21 protein-coding genes and 1 pseudogene are annotated in these 21,715 nt (G+C 63.7%); 7 read left to right on the forward strand and 15 right to left on the reverse strand.

What is annotated here, in order from left to right; all coding sequences use genetic code 11:
* Positions 1-176: 176 nt before the first annotated feature.
* Positions 177-1,301, forward strand: coding sequence for an endonuclease/exonuclease/phosphatase family protein (locus BM019_RS11215; protein ID WP_092418271.1), 1,125 nt, complete (start codon positions 177-179; stop codon positions 1,299-1,301).
* A gap of 43 nt (positions 1,302-1,344) precedes the next feature.
* On the opposite strand, the gene BM019_RS11220 is transcribed toward BM019_RS11215, so the two are convergent.
* The gene (locus BM019_RS11220; RefSeq protein WP_092418272.1) at positions 1,345-2,547 is read right to left on the reverse strand and encodes a PrpF domain-containing protein; all 1,203 of its coding nucleotides are present in this window, start codon (positions 2,545-2,547) and stop codon (positions 1,345-1,347) included.
* Between the two features lie 233 nt (positions 2,548-2,780).
* On the opposite strand from BM019_RS11220, the gene BM019_RS11225 reads away from it, so the two are divergent.
* Both BM019_RS11225 and BM019_RS11230 read left to right on the forward strand, forming a co-directional pair.
* Positions 2,781-3,134 (forward strand): DUF3302 domain-containing protein, encoded by a 354-nt coding sequence (locus BM019_RS11225; protein WP_009043513.1) that lies wholly within the window; start codon positions 2,781-2,783, stop codon positions 3,132-3,134.
* 3 nt (positions 3,135-3,137) lie between these two features.
* Positions 3,138-4,097, forward strand: coding sequence for an HlyD family secretion protein (locus BM019_RS11230; protein WP_085531201.1), 960 nt, complete (start codon positions 3,138-3,140; stop codon positions 4,095-4,097).
* Positions 4,098-4,278: 181 nt separating this feature from the next.
* Here the strand turns inward: BM019_RS11230 and BM019_RS11235 are convergent, their stop codons facing one another.
* The 9 genes from BM019_RS11235 to BM019_RS11275 all read right to left on the reverse strand — a co-directional run bounded on the left by BM019_RS11235 (position 4,279) and on the right by BM019_RS11275 (position 12,468).
* Positions 4,279-4,725 (reverse strand): HIT family protein, encoded by a 447-nt coding sequence (locus tag BM019_RS11235; protein ID WP_092418273.1) that lies wholly within the window; start codon positions 4,723-4,725, stop codon positions 4,279-4,281.
* Positions 4,726-4,745: 20 nt separating this feature from the next.
* Complete coding sequence (locus tag BM019_RS11240; protein WP_085531203.1) at positions 4,746-5,207, reverse strand: GNAT family N-acetyltransferase; 462 nt, start codon at positions 5,205-5,207, stop codon at positions 4,746-4,748.
* A gap of 60 nt (positions 5,208-5,267) precedes the next feature.
* Positions 5,268-5,681, reverse strand: a complete 414-nt coding sequence (locus BM019_RS31005) for a hypothetical protein (protein ID WP_239691064.1) — start codon at positions 5,679-5,681, stop codon at positions 5,268-5,270.
* Positions 5,682-6,007: 326 nt separating this feature from the next.
* On the reverse strand, positions 6,008-6,520 hold the full coding sequence (locus BM019_RS11250) for a GIY-YIG nuclease family protein (RefSeq protein ID WP_239691065.1): 513 nt from the start codon (positions 6,518-6,520) through the stop codon (positions 6,008-6,010).
* Positions 6,521-6,868: 348 nt separating this feature from the next.
* Positions 6,869-7,489: a LysE family translocator gene (locus BM019_RS11255; RefSeq protein WP_092418274.1), complete on the reverse strand. Its 621-nt coding sequence runs from the start codon at positions 7,487-7,489 to the stop codon at positions 6,869-6,871.
* Between the two features lie 118 nt (positions 7,490-7,607).
* Positions 7,608-9,845, reverse strand: coding sequence for a xanthine dehydrogenase family protein molybdopterin-binding subunit (locus tag BM019_RS11260; RefSeq protein WP_092418275.1), 2,238 nt, complete (start codon positions 9,843-9,845; stop codon positions 7,608-7,610).
* Entirely contained in the window at positions 9,842-10,831 is a 990-nt protein-coding gene (locus tag BM019_RS11265) for an FAD binding domain-containing protein (RefSeq protein ID WP_092418276.1), read from the reverse strand. Before BM019_RS11265 ends, BM019_RS11260 begins: the two co-directional genes overlap by 4 nt.
* A gap of 4 nt (positions 10,832-10,835) precedes the next feature.
* Positions 10,836-11,486: a 2Fe-2S iron-sulfur cluster-binding protein gene (locus BM019_RS11270; protein WP_092418277.1), complete on the reverse strand. Its 651-nt coding sequence runs from the start codon at positions 11,484-11,486 to the stop codon at positions 10,836-10,838.
* 67 nt (positions 11,487-11,553) lie between these two features.
* A complete protein-coding gene (locus tag BM019_RS11275) occupies positions 11,554-12,468 on the reverse strand; it encodes a helix-turn-helix domain-containing protein (RefSeq protein ID WP_092418278.1) in 915 nt (304 codons plus the stop codon).
* A gap of 172 nt (positions 12,469-12,640) precedes the next feature.
* On the opposite strand from BM019_RS11275, the gene BM019_RS11280 reads away from it, so the two are divergent.
* Positions 12,641-13,669, forward strand: coding sequence for a sterol desaturase family protein (locus tag BM019_RS11280; RefSeq protein WP_092418576.1), 1,029 nt, complete (start codon positions 12,641-12,643; stop codon positions 13,667-13,669).
* A 13-nt stretch (positions 13,670-13,682) separates the two neighbouring features.
* Here BM019_RS11280 and BM019_RS11285 read toward each other — a convergent pair.
* Positions 13,683-14,074 (reverse strand): annotated as a pseudogene (locus tag BM019_RS11285) (GFA family protein).
* 56 nt (positions 14,075-14,130) lie between these two features.
* A complete protein-coding gene (locus BM019_RS11290) occupies positions 14,131-15,876 on the reverse strand; it encodes a SulP family inorganic anion transporter (protein ID WP_092418279.1) in 1,746 nt (581 codons plus the stop codon).
* 486 nt (positions 15,877-16,362) lie between these two features.
* Here BM019_RS11290 and BM019_RS11295 point away from each other — a divergent pair, with 486 nt between their 5' ends.
* Positions 16,363-16,701, forward strand: coding sequence for a hypothetical protein (locus BM019_RS11295; RefSeq protein WP_037004673.1), 339 nt, complete (start codon positions 16,363-16,365; stop codon positions 16,699-16,701).
* Between the two features lie 69 nt (positions 16,702-16,770).
* Here the strand turns inward: BM019_RS11295 and BM019_RS11300 are convergent, their stop codons facing one another.
* Positions 16,771-17,253, reverse strand: a complete 483-nt coding sequence (locus tag BM019_RS11300; protein WP_092418280.1) for a cupin domain-containing protein — start codon at positions 17,251-17,253, stop codon at positions 16,771-16,773.
* A gap of 288 nt (positions 17,254-17,541) precedes the next feature.
* On the opposite strand from BM019_RS11300, the gene BM019_RS11305 reads away from it, so the two are divergent.
* Positions 17,542-19,668, forward strand: coding sequence for a TonB-dependent receptor family protein (locus tag BM019_RS11305; protein ID WP_092418281.1), 2,127 nt, complete (start codon positions 17,542-17,544; stop codon positions 19,666-19,668).
* Positions 19,669-19,742: 74 nt separating this feature from the next.
* Here BM019_RS11305 and BM019_RS11310 read toward each other — a convergent pair whose 3' ends face one another.
* Positions 19,743-19,904 (reverse strand): DUF2986 domain-containing protein, encoded by a 162-nt coding sequence (locus BM019_RS11310; protein ID WP_081002268.1) that lies wholly within the window; start codon positions 19,902-19,904, stop codon positions 19,743-19,745.
* A 184-nt stretch (positions 19,905-20,088) separates the two neighbouring features.
* Between BM019_RS11310 and BM019_RS11315 the strand changes: the two genes are divergently transcribed.
* Positions 20,089-20,625 carry a P-loop NTPase family protein gene (locus BM019_RS11315; RefSeq protein WP_092418282.1) on the forward strand — a complete coding sequence of 179 codons (537 nt, stop codon included), beginning with the start codon at positions 20,089-20,091 and terminating at the stop codon, positions 20,623-20,625.
* 109 nt (positions 20,626-20,734) lie between these two features.
* Here the strand turns inward: BM019_RS11315 and BM019_RS11320 are convergent, their stop codons facing one another.
* Positions 20,735-21,634 carry a DMT family transporter gene (locus BM019_RS11320; RefSeq protein ID WP_092418283.1) on the reverse strand — a complete coding sequence of 300 codons (900 nt, stop codon included), beginning with the start codon at positions 21,632-21,634 and terminating at the stop codon, positions 20,735-20,737.
* Positions 21,635-21,715 lie beyond the last annotated feature (81 nt).

Genomic DNA, 21,715 nt, shown 5'->3' on the forward strand with positions numbered 1-21,715 from the left:
TCAGGTCGCTTCCCCACCGCCCCTCTACGACTCGCCCACCGGGAATCCCGGGCCGGTTTAGCCCTTTCTTGAGTTCAGCATAAAGAAGGCAACAAGATGCCGCGTCTGTCGGCATTCGGTCATTTTTATCGGTTGTAATGCGCATTGACGTCCGCCCCACGCAAAGGAAGAGCCCGATGAGACTCGCGTCCTACAACGTTGAAAACCTGTTCAACCGCGCCAAGGCCATGAACCTGGAAGGCTGGGCCGAAGGCAAGCCGGTGCTGGAGCGTTTCGCCAAGCTCAACCAGCTGCTGGGCGAGCCCATCTACACCGACCAGGACAAGGCGCAGATGGTCAAGCTGCTGACCGAGCTGGGCCTGAGCAAGTCGGACAAGGGCCCCTTTGTGATCCTGCGGCAGAACAAAGGCAGCCTGGTCAAGCGGCCCAAGGCCGGTGGCCTGGAGATTGTCGCCAACGGCCGCACCGAGTGGGTCGGTTCGCTGGAGCTGATCGAGGCCCCGGTGGACCTGGAAGCCATGCGCAATACCGCGCGGGTGATGATCGACCTGCAAGCCGATGTGCTGGCGGTGGTCGAGGCGGAAAGCCGCCCGGCCCTGCGCGACTTCAATACCGAAATCATCGGCGCCCTGGGCGGCCCGCTGTTCCAGCATGTGATGCTGATCGACGGCAACGATACGCGGGGCATCGATGTCGGCCTGATGACCGCCGCGGGCTACCCCATCGGCCAGCTGCGCAGCCATGTCGACGACACCGCGGCCAACGGCGAGCTGATCTTTTCCCGCGATTGCGCGCAGTTCCATATCCCGCTGCCTTCTGGAAAACAAAAGGACAAGCAGTTGATCGTCCTGGTCAACCACCTCAAGAGCAAAGGCTTCGGCGGCCTTGCGGCCTCGGCGAAAAAACGCCTGGCCCAGGCCGAACGAATCAAGCTCATCTACCAAGAGTTGGTGGCCCAGGGCGAGGCCTATATCGCGGTGGTCGGCGACTTCAACGACACCCCGGACAGCGCGCCGTTGGAGCCCTTGCTCAAGGGCACCGACCTCAAGGATGCCTTTGTCCATCCGGCCTTCGATGACGGTGGTTACCCCGGCACCTTCGACACCTGCAAGGCGGCGAACAAGATTGACTACCTGCTGCTCTCCCCCGCGCTGTTCGCCACCGTCACCGCCGGCGGCGTATGGCGCAAGGGCATGTGGCCGGGCAGCCAGCCCAAGCGCTGGGAGGTCTACCCGCAGCTGGACAAGAAGGAAAACGCCGGCTCGGACCACGCGGCGGTGTGGGTCGACCTGGACCTGTGAGCCGCAGGGCCCCGTTCGGCGATGGGCCCGGAGCGCCTGCGGGTCAACGCCGTCCTTGCAACGCCTCGACCAACGCCGTCGAAGCGTTGTACAGCGGCACCCGGCCCTTGAGCAGGATCTGCGCGCTGCGCCGGTAGGCGGCCGCGTCGATGCGCATTGAGGCACCCTCCTCGCGCGCGGTGATCAAGGTGTCCAGCACCCCCGCCGGGTTTTCGATCGACACCGGGTATTCCGCTGTGGTGGCGCTCAGGGGCTTGGGTGTCTTGAGCAGTTCATGGGCCACGGTGCCTGGCGCCAGGCAGGCGGCGGCCAGGCAGCAGCCACCGGAGACGGCCAATGAAGGATGGGCGTTTTGCGGGGTGAAATAGCGGGTATTGATATCGCCCGCGCCCTGGGCCGGGCTGACGATGCAGATCTTCGGCAGGGTTTCGCTGCGCTGCAACTCATCGGCACTCATCAAGGCGCCGCTGCGATTGCGCAGTTGCATGCGCAGGCCGCCCTCGACCATCAAGCCGATCAAGCGCGCCTTGAAGTCGGCATCGGCGTCCAGCTGCGCCGGGGTTTCCAGGCCGGTCTTGCCCAAGTCCGCGGCCTGGACGATGACCATCGGCACCGCCACGTCGAGGCAGGTGGCGCGCACGCCATGGAGCAGGTCGATGCGTTGCCCGGTGGGAAACAGCTGGCCAGTCTTGGCCCCCACCGGATCGCTGAGAAACAGGTCGACCCCAGGGAACACGCCATTGACCCCGGGAATGCGCGTATCGCTCAGCAGGCGACCGTCGCGGAACGCCAGGCGCGCGAGCATGGTGGTCTGGGTATTGCTGTTGAAGATCTCGATCTGCGCGCTGTCCTCGTCCGCGCTCAGCCAGCCACGTTCCAGGGCGTACAGGGGCAAGGCCGCGGACATGTTGCCGCAGTTGACGCTCCAGTCGATCGCGCTTTTACCCGCCGCCAGCTGTGCCAGGGTACTGACCATCCGCGCCTCGCCGGGCTGGCGCTCGGCGATGAACACCTTGTTGCTGGTGGGCCCGCCACGGCCCAGGCCGGTGATCTGGTTATTGCCCGGCAGCTCGCCGCTCAACGGCACTCCCATCAGGTGACGCAGCAGTTCTTCGACCAGCAACGGGTCCTCGGGCAGGGTTTCGCGAGCCAGGATCAAACCGGTGGAGGTACCACCGCGCGCATGCCAGACAGGGAATTCAACGATGCCGGCGCGGATTTCAGGAAGGTCCAGTTCAAAAGGCATGATCGGGCTCGCAGTGAGGGACGACAGGTAGCGATCATAAACCGCGGCCTGGGTGAGCGCAGCTTTCCAGGTCCAGGGCCGCGCGCCTCCCGGAAGGCAGCCAGGCAGACGATCGAACTTGAACTAGTATGGATTTCGTAAGGCCCGTCCCATCGGACTGTCGGATGGCAGTGGCGGATCAACAGGCTTCATAAGCGCTTGCGTGCAGGCCGATGGCTTCCGGGAGGCGAATCATGCTCGATCAGATTGCGCTGGGCATGCTTATCTTTGCCGGGATAGTGCTGTTCTACGGAATCATTGTCCTGCACGACATTCCCTACGAAATTGCCGTCCATCGGAACCATCCACATCAGGACGCCATTCACGCGGCAGGCTGGGTCAGTCTGTTCACGCTCCATGCCCTGTGGCCGTTCCTGTGGATCTGGGCCATGTTGTACCGCGAGGACCGGGGCTGGGGGTTCGCGACCGACAAGGCGCGGATGCAGGCCGAAAGAGATCTGGCCCAAGAACTGGCCGAGCTGCGACAGCGGGTCGAGCGACTGGAAGGACAATCCCAGGCCGGGCCCCGCCCGGAAGGGAAGCCGTGACCCATGGACCTGTTACTGATCCTGACCTACACCGCCATCTGCGTGGCCATCTTCAAGATCTTCCGTATCCCGCTGAACAAATGGACGGTGCCCACCGCCGTGCTGGGCGGCGTGGTATTGATCGGCGCGCTGATTTTCCTGATGAACTACAACCACCCCTATTCGGAAGTGGCGCGCTCCTACTTCGTCTCGGTGCCCGTGATCCCGGTCGTCACCGGCCGGGTGATCGAGGTGCCGGTGCAGGGCAACACGCCGCTGGAGCCAGGCGATGTGCTGTTTCGCATCGACCCCGAGCCTTTCGAGAACCGCCTCAAGTCGCTCAAGGCCCAGCAGACGGCGGCGCGGGGCGACCTGTTCCGGATCAACGAGTTGATCAGGCGCAACTTCGGCACTCGCCGTGAGCAGGAAGCCGCCATTGCCCGGGTCGACGACCTGCAGGCACAGATCGCCAACGCCCAGTTCGAGCTGAACAGCACCGTGGTCCGGGCCCCGAGCAAAGGCTTCGTCACCCACGTGTCGCTGCGCCCGGGAATGATGGCGAGCAAGCTGCCGCTGCGCCCGTCGATGGTGTTCATTCCGGACGAGGGCCATTACTTCTCTGCCTGGATGCGCCAGAACAGCCTGCTGCGCCTGGTCCCGGGGGACGAGGCGGAAGTGGCGTTCGACGGTATCCCCGGCAAGGTATTCAAGGGCCGGGTGAAGAATGTCATCGCGGTGATCGGCGAAGGACAGGTCCAGCCATCCGGCACCCTGCTGAGCTACACCGGCTCACCGCCGCCGGGACGGGTGCCGGTGGTCATTGAAATCACCGACCCGGACTACCTGCCCTACGCCAAACTCATGCCCGGTGGCGCCTATGGCCAGGCGGCGCTCTATAGCCAGCACTTCCACCATGTGGCGATCATGCGCAAGATCCTCCTGCGCATGTCGGCCTGGATGAACTACATCTTCCCTTTCCATTGATGAGCAGGGATCGGGGCTGATACTGGGTGCGTTGCAAGTCCAGCTTGATTTCACTACCGGTCGGGTGGCTGCTTTCGGCCCAAGGCTGAAAGCGGGTATCGGCTACTGACAAGCAACGGGGCGCTCATGGACTCACTAAACGCAATGAGGCCCGCGTAGCCTCAAGCATTGCCAAGTGCACTCAGGCATCCTGGCTCGATGCATTCAGTAACTGAGCAATTTTTTTACGCAAATCCCCATGCGCTTTCTCTGCGTAGGGAATCGCTGTTTTCCAGTCATAAAACCATACGGGCATCTTGCGATTCTGTTCAGGTTCTGAGGAGTATCGTGGGAAAATGTGGCAATGCAGTTCTGGCTCCGAATTCCCTAGAATTTCATAGTTCATACGAAGCGCCCCGGTTGCCTGTAAAACTGCGTCACCAATACGGGCCATATCGAGCAGGTAGGTGGCTCTGGCCTCAGCATCCAGATCGTTCAGGCTCGGAACGACGGGGTCGGGCAGCAACAGGCAGTAACCCGGTAGAAATTGCACATCGCCCATGACCGCCCAACCTGATGCCATTCGGCAAATCACTTTATCGTTAGCTCCGTTACGTGCTAACTCGACACGTTGCGAGATCAGCGGCATGCATAATCCTTAATGATGTTTTAGGTGGCATCGACTAACGACTTCACATGAGTAGCAAAATCATCTTGTATCGGTTGGAACCCGCAGCGCAGGTAAAATGCGGCGCCCTCGGGTGTATCCGTGGATAGGCGCACGACACGGAATCGCTGAGCCGCATAGGCCAAAAGCTGCTGCACCAGGGCCTTACCCACATTCTGCCCCCTTGCTGCACGCACGACGTATACCCTCCGCAGCCTGCCGATGTCCGGCCCGGCATATGGATCATATGAAAGACCGCCGATGGCAATCAGTTGCCCATCGCGGAAAGCTCCCAAAAGGCATTCACCGGGTTGATCGAACCGATTCGACCCGTTCTGCCACTCTGCAACCAAGCGCGTAAGAAACCTGAAACCCTCCGTAACTGCCTCCGCTTCCAGTACCAGGATTTCCGTAGGAAGTGCTGAGATCTGACGTATCGCCGGCTCGCCCGTTGACCTAACCACTCAATATCCCCGTGCTTGTTTTGGCACCTGCCTGAGGTGGATTAATCTCGTGGCGCCGCGCTAGCGACGATAGTAGCGGTGATTGTCTTCGTAGCGGTGCCGCATGGCGCGATCGTGGTGGCGCTCCCAATCGCGATGGCGTTCAGCTTCTCGGCGGGCTTGCTCTCTACGCCACTGTTCCCTACGCCAGTCTTCTCGACGCCAGTCGTGCCGGCGCCAATCGTCTCGACGATCGTGCCAACGGCCGTCATGCCAGTATCGGTCGTCATGGGCAAGCAATGGCCCGGGCTGCTTGCCAAGCATGCTGGCCAAGGTCGGCCAAGGGTTGCCGGCGGCCTGGGCAGGAGCCTGAACGGCTGGGACTTCAGTTGCTAAAACAGGGGTTGAGGTCTTCATCTGTGTTGCTGATGCCGAGCCCAATGCCGCGAACGCGAACAGGCCGAAGAGCACCATCCGTGGGTCAGGGAATTTCATGAGCGAAGACAACCTCTGCTGGACAATCGGACGTGTGGCCATCCGGTTGCGGTAAGCCTGCGAGGCCGCGCTTACCGAGCGGATGAGCCTATCCACATAGACCGATAAATAGAGAAAAGTTCTAGGGAGCTGCGGCTTAAATAACCGCCAGCCTCAGTGTTCAGCCTCTTTGAGATTGGCTATCGAGATGTTCGCTGGTGGCCGGAAGCGGACGCTCATTTCAGACCACATTCGATTCAGCGCGGACGCGACTTAACGTTTGTAATGAACGGCGGCGACCTGTTTGCGTAGCAGAGTCCGCTTTATGGAAAGGTTAGCTATCAGCTTCAATGTGTGCGGAATGTGTTCCATACATCTGTGTCTAGCTTCATGGCCGCAAGTACTTCGAAGGCGTACAACTCAAGGTCATTGTTGACTTCGATAAAGGCCACCGTTGTTTGTCGGAGGCGCCCCTGAGCTGAAAGAAAGACTTCCTTGAATTGTTCGTCTTTCATCGCTTGATCACGCTTCATTTCGTGCGGATAGTCTTCTGCAGCCATTTTGTAGACGAGGCTTGCAGTGTTGTGCGACTCGAAATTTAAATGCTGGACGAGCCTCTTTACTACCCCTCTCGAGATACCTACATAGACCGGCTTACCTTGATCGCTGAAGACGTAGCACCCTGGGAAATCTGTGGTTCTACCCACCTTGGACAGAGCTTTTTTTGATGCGCTCTTGAAGCCAACAAAGGTTGCAGCAGGCATTGGAGTCTCCAGGGCAGCCTTTAGCCTTGCAAAATGGCTAGGCAACACCGTTGAGGCAAGCTCTTCAAATGTATGAAGACAGTTGTCGATAGGCATAAGTTTTCCTTTGTGATCCCTCACGAAGCATGGGTTCTAACCTCCATTGTTCGTTTCGGCCATGGAGCGGCTCCCGCCCCATAGGAGACGTTCAAACCAGAGGTGACAGATCCGTCTCCGCCGGGTGATTGCCCGTGAATCTAAGCGTCAGATTGTTTTTTGCCTGCCTGATGGCGGTAGTCATATGCGCTCTCGAATTTGTTGCCAATCCGTTTTCATTCGAACTCCTTTTCAATGTTGTCTTTCAGCAGCGCACGGTGAGTGTGTTTCTGTGGACAGCGTGAAAGGCAGCTTCTGGCTGTGTATTCAACCGAGCGCCCGTAGCCCCAACGATGCTTACCAACCGACTCACGCCCGCCGCGCCAACAGCAACACCGAAGCCGCCGCCGACAACAACGCCGCGCAGCAGCGGTTGAAGATTCTCTTGCCCCGTGGCTCGGCGAACCAGCGGCGCAGGTGCAGGCCCATGTAGGCGTAGGCGCTGATGGCGATCCACTCCAGGGCCAGGAACAGTGCGCCGAGCACCAGGAACTGGGCGGGAACCGGGGCTTGCGGGTCGACGAACTGCGGCAGGAAGGCGGTGAAGATCAATATCGCTTTCGGATTGCCGATAGCGATCAGGAATTCCTGCCGGGCCAAGGCCAGCAGGCCCAATGGCGCGGTCTTGTTCTCGGTCTCGACCTGGGTATCCGCCGTCCACAGCTGATACGCCAGGTACAGCAGGTAGCCAGCGCCGAGAATCTTGATCCCGTGGAACAGCAGTTCCGAAGCTTGCAGCACCACCGCCAGCCCGGCCGCCGCCAGGGCGATCATCAGTGCAAAGGCGGCCAGCCGCCCTACTCCCGCCAGGCAGGAGGCGCGAAAGCCGTAGGTGGTGGCATTGCGGATCGACAGCAGGTTGTTCGGCCCGGGCGCCATGTTGAGGGCGAAACAGGCCGGGAGAAACAGCGCCAGGGTGGCAAGGTTCATGGATAAATCCGTCGGCTGATGGCTTGAATTCCACACCCGCCAACCAGGCGGGTGCGAGGCCACAAGCCTGCCCAATCCAGCGCATGCCGTCGAGATTTTTTGTCGATGCAGGCTGCGCCTACTCCTGCAGGGCCGCCAGCCCGGGCAGCAGCTTGTCCAGGGTCAGCGGGAACTCGCGCACGCGGATGCCGGTGGCGTTGTAGACGGCATTGGCTACCGCCGCCCCGGCCCCGCACACGCCCAGCTCGCCAAGGCCCTTGATGCCCAGGGCGTTGGCCCTGGGATCGGGCTCCTCGAGGAACAGCACGTCCATCACCGCGATATCGCCATTGACCGGTATCAGGTACTCGGCCAGGTCGTGGTTGACGAAATGGCCGTGGCGGGTGTCCAGCAGGGTCTGCTCCATCAGCGCCGCGCCGACGCCCCAGGCCATGCCGCCGAGGATCTGCGAGCGCGCGGTCTTGGGGTTGAGGATGCGCCCGGCACCGATCACCGCGAGCATGCGACGCAGGCGGACTTCGCCAGTGTCGATGTCCACCGCGACTTCGACGAAGTGCGCGCCGTTGGAATGCTGGGAAAACTGCTTATAGTCCTCCCCCATAGGCCCGACGCTACCTTCGGCCTGCAACCCGGCGGGAGCCACCCGCAGCATCAGGTCAACGAGGCGCTCCGAGCGCTCGCCCGTGCTGATACGGCCGTCGGCGAAGCGCACCGGCGCTTGGTTGTAAGGCGCGCCGGCGGCCTGGATGATCCGCTGCTTCAGGGCCTGGCAAGCGACCTCCACCGCCGAGCAGGAACTGGCCGCTCCCCAGGAGCCGCCGGAGCCCGAGGTCTGCGGGAAGCGGCTGTCACCCAGTTGCACCTGCACCGCCGACATCGGCACCCCCAGGCTGTGGGCGGCGACCTGGGTCAGGATGGTGTAGGTGCCGGTGCCGATATCGGTCATGTCCAGGCGCACCAGCACCCGCCCGGTCGGGCCCAGGCTCACCTGGGCCCTGGACAGCCCCAGGTAGTTGGGGCGGATCGCCGCGGCCATGCCCATGCCGATCAACTTGCGGCCCTCGCGCATGCTGCCGGGCTTGGGCTTGCGGCGGCTCCAGCCGAAGCGTTCGGCACCGGTCTGCATGCAGGCCAGCAGGTTGCGCGAGGCGAACGGTACGCCGAGTTCGGGGTCCAGCGCCGGCTCGTTGCGCACCCGCAAATCGATGGGGTCCAGGCCCAGGCGTTCGGCCAGCTCGTCCATGGCGCTTTCGAAGGCGAGCATGCCCGGCGCCTCGCCCGGCGAGCGCATCCACTCGCCGCGATTGAGGTCCACCGGCACCAGTCGATGGCGGGTCAGGCGATTCGGCGCGGCATACAGCGAACGGGCAAACACCGCGGTCTGCTCGCAGAACTCTTCGAAGCGCGAAGTGCTCGACCAGACGTCGTGCCCCAGGGCCGTCAGCTTGCCGCTGCTGTCCGCCGCCAGCCGCACCCGGTGCTGCATGGCCGGGCGGTAACCGGCGTTGGCGAACATCTGTTGGCGGGTCAGGGCCACCTTCACCGGGAGCTTGAGCACCCGGGCGGCCAGCGCCGCCAGCACCGCGTCGGGGTGGATGATCAGCTTGGCGCCAAAGCCGCCGCCAATATAAGGACTGACGATACGCACACGCGCCGGCTCGATGCCCAGGGTGTTGGCCAGCCCGCCACGGAAGTTCGCCAGGGTTTGCGCCGAGGTGTAGAGGGTCAGCTCTTCCCCGGACCAGACGGCGATAGAGGCATGGGGCTCCATTGGCACGTGGCTTTGGTACGGGGTGCTGTAGGTGCTGTCGAGCTTGACCGGCGCATTGGCGAACCCCGATTCAAATTCGCCGATGACACTGTCGGTCTGGAAGCCGGCGTTGGTCCGCGGCGGGATGTAGGCCTGGGCCAGGCGGGAAGCAAGGTCGAAGTCGCCCTGCTCCGCCGAGTAGCGCACGCGAATCAGCCGGGCCGCCGCGCGCGCGGCCTCGAAGGTCGAGGCAACCACCAGCGCCACCGGTTCGTCGTGGTAACGCACACGATCACTGGCCAGCACCGGGCGCGCGCGGCTGAACACCTCGCCCGGGGTGGGTGTCAGCGCTGGGCCAAAGGCCGTTTGGGCCGGTGCGTTGCGGTGGGTCATGACATACAGCACACCCGGCGTGCGTTCGGCCTCGCGGCTGTCGATCTCGTCGATGCGGCCGCGGGCGATGCTCGCGCCGAGGATATAGCCATAAAGAGTGTCGCCCATGTCCCGCTGCTCGTAGGCGTAGGTCGCGCGGCCGGTGACTTTCAGCCGGCCGTCGACGCGGTCCAGCGGTTGGCCGATCGGGCCGGTTTGCATGGATGTGCTCATGTTTGCTCCTGGGCGGCCTGGGCCAGCATCTGGTACAGGGTCCGCTTGGCCAGGGGGATCTTGAAATCGTTGCCGCCCTGCCCGCGCGCACCGGCCAGGGCGGCGTCGGCAGCCTGCTCGTAAAGCGCTTGGGCCGGCGGCTGGCCGAGCAACACCTGCTCGCTCGTCGTGGCCCGCCACGGCTTGGGCGCAACGCCGCCCAAGGCCACGCGGACCGTGCGCACCTGCCCCGCGCGGACTTCGAGCACCAGCGCCACGGCGACCAAAGCAAAGGCATAGGAAGCACGATCGCGCACCTTGCGATACAGCTGCCGCCCCGGGGGTGGCGGCGGCAGCGTGATGGCCTCGATCATCTCGCCATGGGCCAGCCGGGTTTCGAGCTCGGGGGTGGTCCCGGGCAAGCGGTACAGCTCATCCAGGGCCAGGGAGCGGCGCTTGCCGTCGGGCAGGAGGGTTTCCACCCGCGCCTCCAGGGCGACCATGGCCACCGCCATGTCCGAGGGATGCACCGCGATGCACGACTCGCTGGCGCCGAGAATCGCATGCATGCGGTTGTGCCCCTGCAGGGCCGAACAGCCGCTGCCGGGCTCGCGCTTGTTGCAGGCCATGCCCGGGTCGTAGAAGTACGGGCAGCGCGTGCGTTGCAACAGGTTGCCCGCGGTCGACGCCTTGTTGCGGATCTGCCCCGAAGCGCCAGCCAGCAACGCCAGGGACAGCAGCGGGTAGCGCTCGCGCACACGGCGGTCGGCGGCCAACTCGCTGTTGCGTACCTGGGCACCGATACGCAGGCCACCCTCGGCGCTGTCCTCGATCATGGCCAGGGGCAAGCGGTTGATATCGATCAGGTGGCTGGGCCGCTCGATGCCCAGCTTCATCAGGTCGATCAGATTGGTACCACCGGCGATAAAGCGCGCCCGTGGCTGCGCGGCCATCAGGCTGACCGCCTGCTGCACATCGCTCGCACGCGCATAGCTGAAAGGCATCATGGGCTCAGACCTCCTCGGCGGCGTCGCGGATGGCGGCGACAATGTTGGGATAGGCGGCGCAGCGGCACAGGTTGCCGCTCATGCGCTCACCGATCTCCCTGTCGCTCAGGCTGACGGAATGGGACGCCACGTCTTCAGTGACATGGCTCGGCCAGCCGGCGCGCACCTCCTGGAGCATGCCGACGGCCGAGCAGATCTGCCCCGGCGTGCAGTACCCGCACTGGAAAGCGTCACGGGCGATAAAGGCGGCCTGCAGGGGGTGCAGCAGGTCGCCATTGGCCAGCCCCTCGATGGTGGTGATCTCGTCGCCGTCATGCATCACCGCCAGGCTCAGGCAGGCGTTGATCCGGCGGCCGTTCACCAGCACCGTGCAGGCGCCGCACTGGCCGTGGTCGCAACCCTTCTTCGAGCCGGTCATGCCCAGTTGATGGCGCAGCGCGTCGAGCAAGGTGGTGCGTGGGTCGAGGTCCAGCAACTGGTCGCTGGCATTGATGCGTAGGGTGATCGCCTGGGACGGCAATGGGCGGGAGGGGCTGGGCGGCGTCGGGGCGGGTTGGGCCAGCGCGCCGCTGCCCCCCACCCAAAGCAGGCTGACGGCGGCCCCGGCTTGCAGCAGCGCACGGCGCGACGGACGCGGAGAATCCAGGTCTTCCATGGTGCTCTCCTGAAATGAACGGCTGGACGCGAGTATCGCCAAGGGCGCGGCGCCGTTCTTTCAGGTATCAGGACGAGCTTGTCAGGATTCTGGACGCCTGCTGGCGGTAGCTGTTCGGGGTGGTCCCGGTGATCCGCCGGAAGGTCGAGGTGAAGTGGCTCTGGCTGGAGAACCCCAGCTCCAGCGCCATGGCGCTGATTGGCATGCTGCCGGCCCGCAGCAGGCTTTCGGCGCGGCGCACCCGGCGCTCGATCACATAGGCATAGGGCGCCATGCCGGTTTCGGCCTTGAAATGCCGGGCGAAGGTGTCCACGGGCATGCCGGCGATCCGCGCCAGTTCGGTCAGCGAGATACTGCCGTCGATTCGTGCCTCGACGTAGTCGCTCAAGCGCTTGAGCAGTTGCGGCCCCAGGCGTCCGCTGCCAGCGCTGGCGGTATCGACCCGGCCCAGGCGCAGCCCCACCAGCGCCACCAGGTGCTCTATGTAGCTGGCCTCCGGGACATGCCCGCCGGCCATCTCGGCGCTGAGGGCGGCGAGCAGCGAATGGATCACCCCATCGCCGCTGTTGATACGCATGGGCAATTCGGCCAGCCGCGGGCAGCCGGGAAAATCCAGGGCCGTGTCGATCCACAGGGCGGTGTAGATCAGGTCGGCGTCGCGAAAATAGCCCTGGCGCTCGACGCCGGCCGGCACGAAGCTGATCGACCCGGGGCGGTCGCAGCCCTCGTAATTGAGCGTTGAACTGCTGCGGATATGAGTCTTTGCCGTTGCCCCGCGCTCCGTGAGAATCACCACGTGCTGCGGCGCCGTCCAGCTGAGCTCGGCCTCGCGGCAGGCCCAGCGGCGATGATCGATGGTCACCAGGCCATCGAACAGCGACGCCGACTGCAGGACCGCGCCCTCGGCGCCGCGCGCGCGGATGCAACCCGCGCCCACCCGAGGTTGCAGCAACCGGTTTGCGGATTCCCGTAACAGGGTCATGAGCCAGGCACCTCCGGAATACAGCGAGCAGCCAGCGTACTCCAACAGCCGCGGCCGGTTCCAGGCGGATGGCGCGCTGCGCACCTTGCCTGCTTGTCGCGCCACCCTGCCCGGCCAAACCGAACTGATTTACAATGCCATTCTTTTTTTCTGGCTCAGAGGCTGGCGATTCGTGGATGCCCTGTCGCTTGTCTACAAGCACCTGACCGAGTGGGTGATCGCCCCTGTCACCGCGCAGTTTCTCGGCATTTTCAATCTGAACGGCCGCCTCGGGGTCTTGTTCCTGTGCGTGTCCTACGGCGTCGCCTATGGCCTGTTCCGTTTCCGAAAGCGCCGCGGCCTGAGCCACGCCCGGTCGTTCTGGCAATTCCTCGGCGGCGGCCGGGTGCACCTGCATTCCTCGGCGCTGCTGGATTACCGCTACTACTTCGTGCGCGCCATCCTCAAGGTCGCGCTGGTGTTGCCCATCGTCCATCTGGTCGACCCTTACATCCTGCGCTCCGGGGACTACCTGGCCTTTTTCAGCAACCTCTGGGGCGAGCGCCCGCGCCTGGGGCAGAACCTGGGGCTGGCGCTGCTCTACGGGCTGGGGGTGTTCCTGCTCAAGGACTTCATCCATTACTGGGCGCACCGGGCGTTTCACTCACGCTGGCTGTGGGCCTTCCACAAGGTCCATCACTCGGCGCCGGTGCTGGTGCCGGCGACGGCGAGCCGGGTGCACTTCGTGGAAAAGATCGTCGAGAAGCTGAGCATCAGCCTCGGCCTGGGCCTCTACGCCGGCTGCTTCTGGTACGCCTGCGGCGGCGAGATCGGCCGCTACACCCTGTTCGGCGTGACCTACCTGGTGTTCATCTTCAACAGCCTGGCGGCCAACCTGCGCCACAGCCATGTCTGGCTGTCGTTCGGCCCGCGGCTGGAGCATGTGTTGAACAGCCCGGCCCAGCACCAGATCCATCACAGTGACGCGCCCCGCCACTTCAACCGCAACTTCGGCACCAACCTGTCGCTCTGGGACTGGATGTTCGGCACGCTCTACGTCACCTCCTCGACACCCGAGCCGCTGCGCTTCGGCACCGGCGAGCAGGACCAGCGGCGTTACCTGACGGTCTACAGCCTGATCGTCACGCCCTTCGTCGACACCGCCCGCAAGCTCCTGGCGAAACGCCCGCGCGGGGTGGCGCCCGAGACGCCCTGGTCATAAGCCTGGGCGCCTGCTATTCCTCGAAGCGACTGCGGGCATCACGGTCGCGCGCGTAGCGCCTGGCGAGTGGAAACGCCGGCAACCAGGACTCGCGACGAATAGTCCAGCTTTCATAGGTGGGCTTGAGTTGGTCGGGGCGTCGAGGGCACCCAGGTTCACTTCGATTTCGTCGGCGCTGCGGGCGAACACCGACGAGCCGCAGTTCGGGCAGAAAAACCGCCCGGCGTAGTCGCGGGTTTCGCCCTCGACGGTCACCGCGTCCTCGGGGAAGATCGCCGAGGCATGGAACAGCGCGCCATGGTGCTTGCGGCAGTCGAGGCAGTGGCACAAACCGACCCGGTATGGCGGCCCCGACGCCACGAGCCGCACCTTGCCGCACAGGCAACCGCCGGTGAATCGTTGCATGCCGTACCTCCTTTTTGAGTCAAGCATTGATGGTGGCCGGCCAAGGCCGCGTCCAGTCATGGCGCCGGCTTGGCGGGCGCTGGCAGGGTGCCGGCCCGAGGCTCCTCTTTCTGCGCCTTGCGCTGCAACTGATTGCGCCAGATCCGATAAGCACGGATGCCGGCGCGTACCGAGGGGAACAACAATCCCTGCTCCAGCTCGCGCGCCAGGCCTGAACGCACCAGCATCCGCAGGAATGTCCCGTGCGGCCGGGCAATGCCCAGGATGATACCTCGGGCCAGCAGGGTGTCGCGCAGCTCCCTGAGGGCCACGATGCCGCTGACGTCGATCGAAGTCACCGCCTCGGCGACCAACAGCACGGCGCGGGGCTCGGGCTCGCGTTCGACCGCCTCCAGCAGGCGCGCCTTGAAGTAGTCGGCGTTGAAAAACAGGATCGCGTCATCGAAGCGATACACCACCAGCCCCGCCAGCGTGCGCGCCTCGGGGTATTGGCTGATATCGACCTGGCCTTCGATCCCGCGCACCCAGCCCAGCACCGCGTCGGTGGGCTGATAGATGCTTTTGAGCAACCGCAGGATCGCCAGCAGCACCGCGACGATAATGCCCGGCAGCACCCCCACGCCAATCACCCCCAGGGTGGTCAGCACACACAGCCAGAACTCGAAACGGCTGAGCTTGCGGATGACCCGCATCGCCTGGATATCGATCAGGCCCCAGCCGGCCATCAACAGCACCGCCCCCAGCGCCGCCTGGGGGATCCAGGCCATGGGCGCGGTGAAGAACAGCAGGATCAGGGCAATCACCAGGGCGGCGATGATCCCCACCAACTGGCTCTTGCCGCCCACCATGCTGTTGACCGCCGTGCGCGAATCGGCGCCGCTGATGGCGAAACCGCTGGAGACCCCGGCGGCGATATTGGACACCCCCAGCGCCAGGAACTCATGGTTGGCGTTGACCGTGTAGCCGTTCCTCGCGGCGAAGCTGCGGGCCGTCAGCATCGCGCTGCAAAAACTCACCGTGGCGATCGCCAGCGCATCGCGCAGCAGCCGTTTCAATTCGCTCAGGTCGGTCTCGGGCCAGCTCAACTGCGGCATGCCCGAAGGGATCGGCCCCAGTACGGAGACCCCGTAGCGGTCCAGGCGCAGCACCCCGACGCATAAGGTAGCGATGGCCACTGTCACCAACGCCGCCGGCAACCTGGCAAAGCGCCGCGGCAGCCAGATCAGCAGCGCCAGGGCGCCCGCCCCGATGGCCAGGGTCGATAGATGGGTTTCGCCAAGCCGCTGCAGCATATTCAGCAGGCTGAGAATGAACCCGTCGCCTTCGATCTTGTAGCCCAGCACCTTGCCCAGTTGCCCGGCCAGCAGGCTCAGGCCGATGCCGTTCAGATAACCGATCAGGATCGGCCGCGAGAAAAAGCTGGCAATAAACCCCGCCCGGGCAATGCCGGCGCCGATCAGCATCAGGCCGACCAGCACCGTGACAATCACCGCCAACTGCGCCAGGCGCTCGGGATCGCCCAGCGCCAGGGGGGCGATCGCGCCGGCGACCATGGCGCAGGTGGCCGCATCCGGCCCGACCATCAACTGCCGCGAACTGCCCACCAGGGCATAGACCATCATCGGCAAGACGCAGGCGTACAAGCCGTACTGGGGTGGCAGCCCGACGATCTGGGCGTAGGCGATGGCAATCGGGATCTGCACGGCGGCCACCGACAAACCGGCCTGCAGGTCGTACCTGAACCATTCGCGGCGGTATTGCAGGAGATTGGCCAAGCCTGGCAGCCAGCGGGCAAGCAGCATGGAGGCACCTTTGATCGAGGGCTTTGACGAAGGGTGATGGCGGGCGCGAAACCTCGGGCCCTGGATGAGAGGTAAGCAGAGTCGGTTTTCTTTTCAATAAAATAGCGGCGTATCGGGCCTCCCCTGGTTTAGCAGGCACCGCGGTTGCCTCCTGGTAAAACGCTTGCGCGGGAGGCGTCCAGCCCTCTGCGGTATCCGATGATCGGGCCTGGCAGCCGGCAGGCTCCTTTACTAGTGTCTACCCAACAGCAGCCGAACCGGTTCTAACTGGCCTGAGTTCACTGTCCATGCCGTACTCCTTCTCGAACAGTAGCGTGTTCGCCTACTCGTTCCTCCCGGTACTCAAGGAGAGAACCATCCAGGAAGTGCACGTGACACTTCTTGCCTGCCAAGGGACATTCTGAAACGTATCAGGCTTTCAGCTAGAGGGTTTTACACCCGAGCGCCGAGGTGAAAAGAGGCGCACTCATCGAAAGGAGATCGAAGATGGCTAGCATATTGAAAGTTTTGGACATTCACCTGTCACTGCTCAAGTCCAACCCACCGCAGTTGCATATATTGGCCCATGGCCTGGTGGGTTCTACCGGCTGGACCAACCCAAGATTGCAACCGCGGTTTTACATTGATTTCCCGAAAGACGGGATTCAAGACTTTGACTTCGTCGCTGACCCACCCCAGGGAATTTCCATATTCCCCATCTGCCCCATCACCGCATCTGAGTATTGGGAAAACCCACCACTGGATAAGCTCAAAGGCGTAAGGGTTCACTCTGCCAACAACTTCGTTGAAGAGTACATCCGGGTGGCCAAATCCGTAGCCTGTTAATCATTAAGAGGGATATGTGTCAGGCCTTGCCTGACACATATCAGATCGAATCCAGCCTTCAGCCATTGCCTATTTTTTGCTGTTCCTGGGGTCGTCCGCCGGATTGAGGTAGGTGATGCCCCAGGGGCCCGTGCCGTGGAGCTGGAGCACGGTTTCCTGTTTTTGCGTGGCGGCGTACATCGGCATGCCGACGGGAATGATCAGGGTGTCGCCCGGGTGATAGGCCTTGGCCTTGGCCGCATCAAAGGTGTCGCCGGTGGCGAAGTAGAAGGTGCCCGAGATCACGGTGACACGTTCGGTCACGGGGTGGGTATGCACGCCGATTTTCGTGTTGGCCGGCAGTTTCAGGCGCAGGGTGAAGGGCTCCGTGGCTTTCAGGTCGCCTTCGATCACCGCAATCATCACGCCGGGCCCGACCGAGGGCGCGGCGGCCCATTTCAGTTCGGCGGGGGTGGCGGCAATCAACCCTTGGCCCTCGGCCAGAGCGGCAGATGCCAGGAAGGTTGCGCCGAGCAGGGCCAGCGAAACAGCAACAGCTTTGTGGACGCCCATCGTGATGTCCTCGCGTTTGAGAGCGCTGTGTGAATCGCAGCAGCGGCCGACATAGCGTCAACGCAAAAGCACAGCAGCTGCGCGATCGAGTCATATAGGGTGACGATAGCCGAACGCCGATGCGCGGATATATCCATTGCGAACAGCCTTGATAGCGCACGGGCATGGACACTGGACTCCCGCTGATCTGCGCTTGCCTGGCAAAAGACAAAATTGCCATGTGTTTCCTTCGTTCTTTCATACGTCGCAGTTCTCACTGCCCGTTGCCCATGCCTGGAGTTCCCCCCGATGCCCTCGCCCCGTCCCCTGCCCGCTGCCTTGCTGGGCCTGGCCCTTGTCTGTCCGGCCCTGGCCGAAGCCCAGGGCCTGGAGCTGGGACAGGTGCTGATCGGCGCCGAGGATCGCAGTGGCGAAGACGCATCGATCGAGGAGGCCAAGGCGCGGCTGGCCCAGGTGCCCGGCGGCAGCAATGTGGTGGACCTGCGCGGCCCGCTGCAGGGCCGCGTGGCCAGCAACCAGGATGTGCTGGCGTATCAGCCGGGGGTCTATGCCCAGTCGGCGGGCAACGAAGGGGTGAAGATTTCGATCCGCGGTTCGGGCATCAACCGCGCGCCGGGCGCCCATGCCTCGGGGCTGTACACGATGCTCGACGGCCTGCCGCTGAGCGGCCCGGGCGGCACGCCCTATGAGTTGCTGGAACCGCTGTGGCTCGAGCGGGTGGAAGTGCTGCGCGGCGCCAACGGTTTCGACCGCGGCGCCCTGGCCCTGGGCGGCGCCATCGACTACATCAGCCACACCGGCTACGACGCGCCGAAGTTGCAGGTGCGCTACGCCACCGGCAGCCACGGTTATCAGCAGCGCCAGGTCAGCTCCGGGCAGGTGCTGGGCGACTTCGACTACTACCTGTCCCTGACCGACGCCCGCTCCGACGGCTACCAGGACCACAGCGCCAGCCAGAGCCAGGGGGTCATCGCCAACTTCGGCTATCGCTTCAACCCGAACCTGGAAACCCGCTTCTACATTCGCCATCGCCAGACCGACAACGACCTCGCCGGGCGGGTCACCAAAGGCTCCATCGAGCACGACCCGCGGGCGGCCAACCCGGCCTACGTGACGCGTAACGACAGCCGCGACCAGCCGGGCAGCACCTTTATCGGCAACAAGACCACCTGGTACATCGACGACGATTCAAGCATCCAGACCGGCCTGGTCTACCACGACTACCCCATGGACCTGCGCGAAGGCCCCAACCGCCTCAAGGTGGCCTACACCGACGTCAGCGGCACCTTCGACTACAAGCGCCGCGACACCCTCTGGGGCCTGGAAAGCCACAGCACCCTGGGCCTGCGGGTGACCAAGCACCTGCCCAACTCAGGGGCCAGCGAGCTGGTGCGCATCCCCGGCGGCAACACCGCCGGCTACGCGCCGGGCACCCACATGCGCAACTTCACCTACCAGGGTTCGGACAGCGTCCTGCATGTCGGCAATGACCTGGAGATCGCCGACGACCTGTGGCTGACCACCGGCCTGGCCGCCCTCTACACCCGCCGCGAAAGCGCCGTGACCTACCCCGACGGCGGTGGCAAGACCAGCCTCGGCGACTGGGACTACGCGCCGCGCCTGGGCCTGCGCTACCAGCTGAGCCCCGACCTGCAACTGTTCGGCAACCTCAGCCGCTCGGTCGAGGCGCCCCACCCCTGGTCGCTGATCTACAGCTCCAACATTCGCTTCCCGGCCGGCAGCGGCGCCGCCACCGGCACCCAGCGCGACCCGATCAAGCTACACAACCAGACCGCCACCACCCTGGAACTCGGCGGCCGGGGCGACAGCGCCATCGGCCAATGGAGCCTGGCCTGGTACTACGCCCAGGTGCGCCATGAACTGCTCTCGGTATTGCCGGACGCCAACGCCACCACCCCCTACGAGCTCAACGCCAGCCCCACCGTGCACCAGGGCGTGGAAGCCAGCCTGGACAGCAAGCTGTGGTCAGGGAAAGACGGCGGCCAGCTGAGCCTGCGCCAGAGCTACACCTTCAGCGACTTCCACTACCGCGACGATGAACGTTTCGGCGACAACCGCCTGCCGGGCCTGCCGATGCACTACTACCAGGGCGAGTTGCGCTACGACTGGCCCCTGGGCTTCTTCGCCGCGCTCAACACGCAACTGGTGTCCAAGGTGGCGGTGGACTACGCCAACAGCTATTACGCCGATCCCTACGCGCTGTTCGGCGCCACCCTGGGCTACAACGCGCCCAAGGGCGACTGGCAGACCTGGCTCGACCTGCGCAACCTGACCGACCAGCACTACGCCGCCACCGTCACCCCGGGCTATGACGACAAAGGCCTGGATGCCGCGCGCTCGACGCCGGGGGAAGGCATGGCGATGTATGTCGGGGTGTCGTGGAGCCTGCGTTAAGGCCAGGGCGGCCAGGCGTGGGCAGGCGATCCGGTTTGGCGGGCAGCCACAAGCCACCCGGAAAAGGCGCGCTATCAGCTCTCGGAGGACACCACGGACTCGGGACTGGATTCGGCAGCCAGCTTCAAGCGGTCGGCCTTGCTGATGTATTTGGGCTTGCTGCGCGGGGCCAGCTTGGCACTGGCCTTTTTCGCGTTAGCTTTTAATAGCTGATTGATTTTTTTACGACGGTTCATGGTCTTTCTACTCGGCCGGTAAGGTTTCGGATGATATCAGCTAACGATATCGGGCCGGATTCACTTCACGGGCCGCGCCCGCCACCCGCATTTCAGGCCCGTGCCGCCGTCGCCCACCTGTCAGCCTTTAACTGGCGACGCAAAACCTGCACAATCGCCGGCTTTTTTTCGACAGGAAGCGCCCATGCAACGGATTGTAATTCTGGGTAACGCCGGGAGCGGCAAGTCCACTCTCGCCCGCGCCCTCGGCAAGCACCGGAACCTGCCCGTGGTCCACCTGGACACGCTGTTCTGGGAGCCCGGCTGGGTCGAACCCGATGCCGAGCAGTTCCGCGAGCGGGTCCGCGCGGCGGTCGCACCGGCAGCCTGGGTGTGTGAGGGCAACTATGCCCGGCGCACCTTCGACCTTCGCCTGCCCCGGGCCGACCTGATCATCTGGCTCGATACGCCGCGGCTCACCTGTTTCACCCGAGTGATCATGCGCAGCGTCATGAACCGTCCCCGGCCTGACCTTCCTGCGGGCTGCACAGAAAAGCTCAACCGAGCGTTCCTGACCTTCCTGCGTTTCGTGTGGACTTTCGATCGCGGCTACCGCCCGGGCATCGAGGCGGTGCGCCTGGCCATAGGCCCGCAGATTCCCACGCTGCACTTGCGCGGCAGCCGGCAGATTGCCGCGTTTCTCGATAGCTTGCCGACGACGCCTGAAGCCTGCCTTGAGTGAATGCAAGGTAGACATCCCGGCACAAGGTCCGCTATCGGCCAGGAGCGGTCAGTCGCTCAAAACACTTAAAAACCACTGATTGCCAAAGTCATCAGGCTCCGAAAATAGCTCACTCGGTCGAAGGGATGGATGCTTTGCTGCCCAAGCGGATGAGTTCATTGGAGAAACACAGGCCGACGATGATCAGTGCCGCTCCCGCGTACAGGCTTTCGCGCGGTACTTCATTGAGCACCACAAACGCTAGCAGCGCGGCGAACAGTGGCTCGGTCAGCTCCAGCGCTTGCACTTGGGATGGCTTGAGATACTCGATGGCCTTGGTGGTGCAGAAGAACCCCAGGATTGTCGGCAGCGTGGCCAGCGCCAGCAGCGCGGCGATCGCCAGAGGCGACAGCTCGCCCATCGCGAAACCATCGGCCGCCGCCGGCATCAGCAGGTACAGGCTGCCAAAGAACAACAATTGTCGGGTGAAATGCAGCCCGCCCGACACCCCCATACGCTTCATGGCAACCGAAAAGGCCCCATAGCCGCAGCCGGCCATGGAGGCGAGCGCAGCACCTTGCAGGGTAAAGCCCTGCTGCAGGTCGCCGCCGAAGATCACCGAGATCCCAGCGATAGCCAATGCGGCGCCAACGGTAGCGTTCGCGGTGATGGCATCCTTGAGGAAAACGCGCCCCAGAATGATCGAGGAAATTGAGGCACTGGCCATCAGCACCACCACCACACCTGCCGCAGCGTAGTGTCGATAGGCGGACGTTTCGAAATGGAACAGCACAAAGATGCCAAGGAATGCGCAGATAGCCGCCTGAGTCCACTTGGTCGACGTCGCCGGGCGCTTGAGGAAAAACAGCAAGATCGACAGAAGCACGCAACCCAGTACGGTCTTGATGACAGCGACACTGCTAGCGGTAAAACCATTACTCATGAGAACTTTGCTGAGTACACCGATCGTTGCGTTCAGTGCCGCAGCGGAGAGTGCAAATATGACGCCTTTGCTGAAAGTAGATTGCATTGATGACGATCCCTGTCGCTGAATGGTCGCTCGATAGAATGCCGCCCTACATCGACGGCGCAAAGTTTGAGGATACGAAGA

Source organism: Pseudomonas sp. NFPP07 (assembly GCF_900115645.1).
In the GTDB taxonomy this organism is placed as follows: Bacteria; Pseudomonadota; Gammaproteobacteria; order Pseudomonadales; family Pseudomonadaceae; genus Aquipseudomonas; species Aquipseudomonas chlororaphis.

Bases quoted from the DNA above. Each gene is read 5' to 3' on its own strand.
- BM019_RS11250 (WP_239691065.1), bottom strand. From the start codon at position 6,520: ATGCCTATCGACAACTGTCTTCATACATTTGAAGAGCTTGCCTCAACG.
- BM019_RS11230 (WP_085531201.1), top strand. From the start codon at position 3,138: ATGGACCTGTTACTGATCCTGACCTACACCGCCATCTGCGTGGCCATC.
- BM019_RS11220 (WP_092418272.1), bottom strand. From the start codon at position 2,547: ATGCCTTTTGAACTGGACCTTCCTGAAATCCGCGCCGGCATCGTTGAA.
- BM019_RS11290 (WP_092418279.1), bottom strand. From the start codon at position 15,876: ATGCTGCTTGCCCGCTGGCTGCCAGGCTTGGCCAATCTCCTGCAATAC.
- BM019_RS11295 (WP_037004673.1), top strand. From the start codon at position 16,363: ATGGCTAGCATATTGAAAGTTTTGGACATTCACCTGTCACTGCTCAAG.
- BM019_RS11215 (WP_092418271.1), top strand. From the start codon at position 177: ATGAGACTCGCGTCCTACAACGTTGAAAACCTGTTCAACCGCGCCAAG.
- BM019_RS11235 (WP_092418273.1), bottom strand. From the start codon at position 4,725: ATGCCGCTGATCTCGCAACGTGTCGAGTTAGCACGTAACGGAGCTAAC.
- BM019_RS11255 (WP_092418274.1), bottom strand. From the start codon at position 7,489: ATGAACCTTGCCACCCTGGCGCTGTTTCTCCCGGCCTGTTTCGCCCTC.
- BM019_RS11260 (WP_092418275.1), bottom strand. From the start codon at position 9,845: ATGAGCACATCCATGCAAACCGGCCCGATCGGCCAACCGCTGGACCGC.
- BM019_RS11300 (WP_092418280.1), bottom strand. From the start codon at position 17,253: ATGGGCGTCCACAAAGCTGTTGCTGTTTCGCTGGCCCTGCTCGGCGCA.
- BM019_RS11305 (WP_092418281.1), top strand. From the start codon at position 17,542: ATGCCCTCGCCCCGTCCCCTGCCCGCTGCCTTGCTGGGCCTGGCCCTT.
- BM019_RS11225 (WP_009043513.1), top strand. From the start codon at position 2,781: ATGCTCGATCAGATTGCGCTGGGCATGCTTATCTTTGCCGGGATAGTG.
- BM019_RS11315 (WP_092418282.1), top strand. From the start codon at position 20,089: ATGCAACGGATTGTAATTCTGGGTAACGCCGGGAGCGGCAAGTCCACT.
- BM019_RS11270 (WP_092418277.1), bottom strand. From the start codon at position 11,486: ATGGAAGACCTGGATTCTCCGCGTCCGTCGCGCCGTGCGCTGCTGCAA.
- BM019_RS11275 (WP_092418278.1), bottom strand. From the start codon at position 12,468: ATGACCCTGTTACGGGAATCCGCAAACCGGTTGCTGCAACCTCGGGTG.
- BM019_RS11310 (WP_081002268.1), bottom strand. From the start codon at position 19,904: ATGAACCGTCGTAAAAAAATCAATCAGCTATTAAAAGCTAACGCGAAA.
- BM019_RS11265 (WP_092418276.1), bottom strand. From the start codon at position 10,831: ATGATGCCTTTCAGCTATGCGCGTGCGAGCGATGTGCAGCAGGCGGTC.
- BM019_RS31005 (WP_239691064.1), bottom strand. From the start codon at position 5,681: ATGAAATTCCCTGACCCACGGATGGTGCTCTTCGGCCTGTTCGCGTTC.
- BM019_RS11320 (WP_092418283.1), bottom strand. From the start codon at position 21,634: ATGCAATCTACTTTCAGCAAAGGCGTCATATTTGCACTCTCCGCTGCG.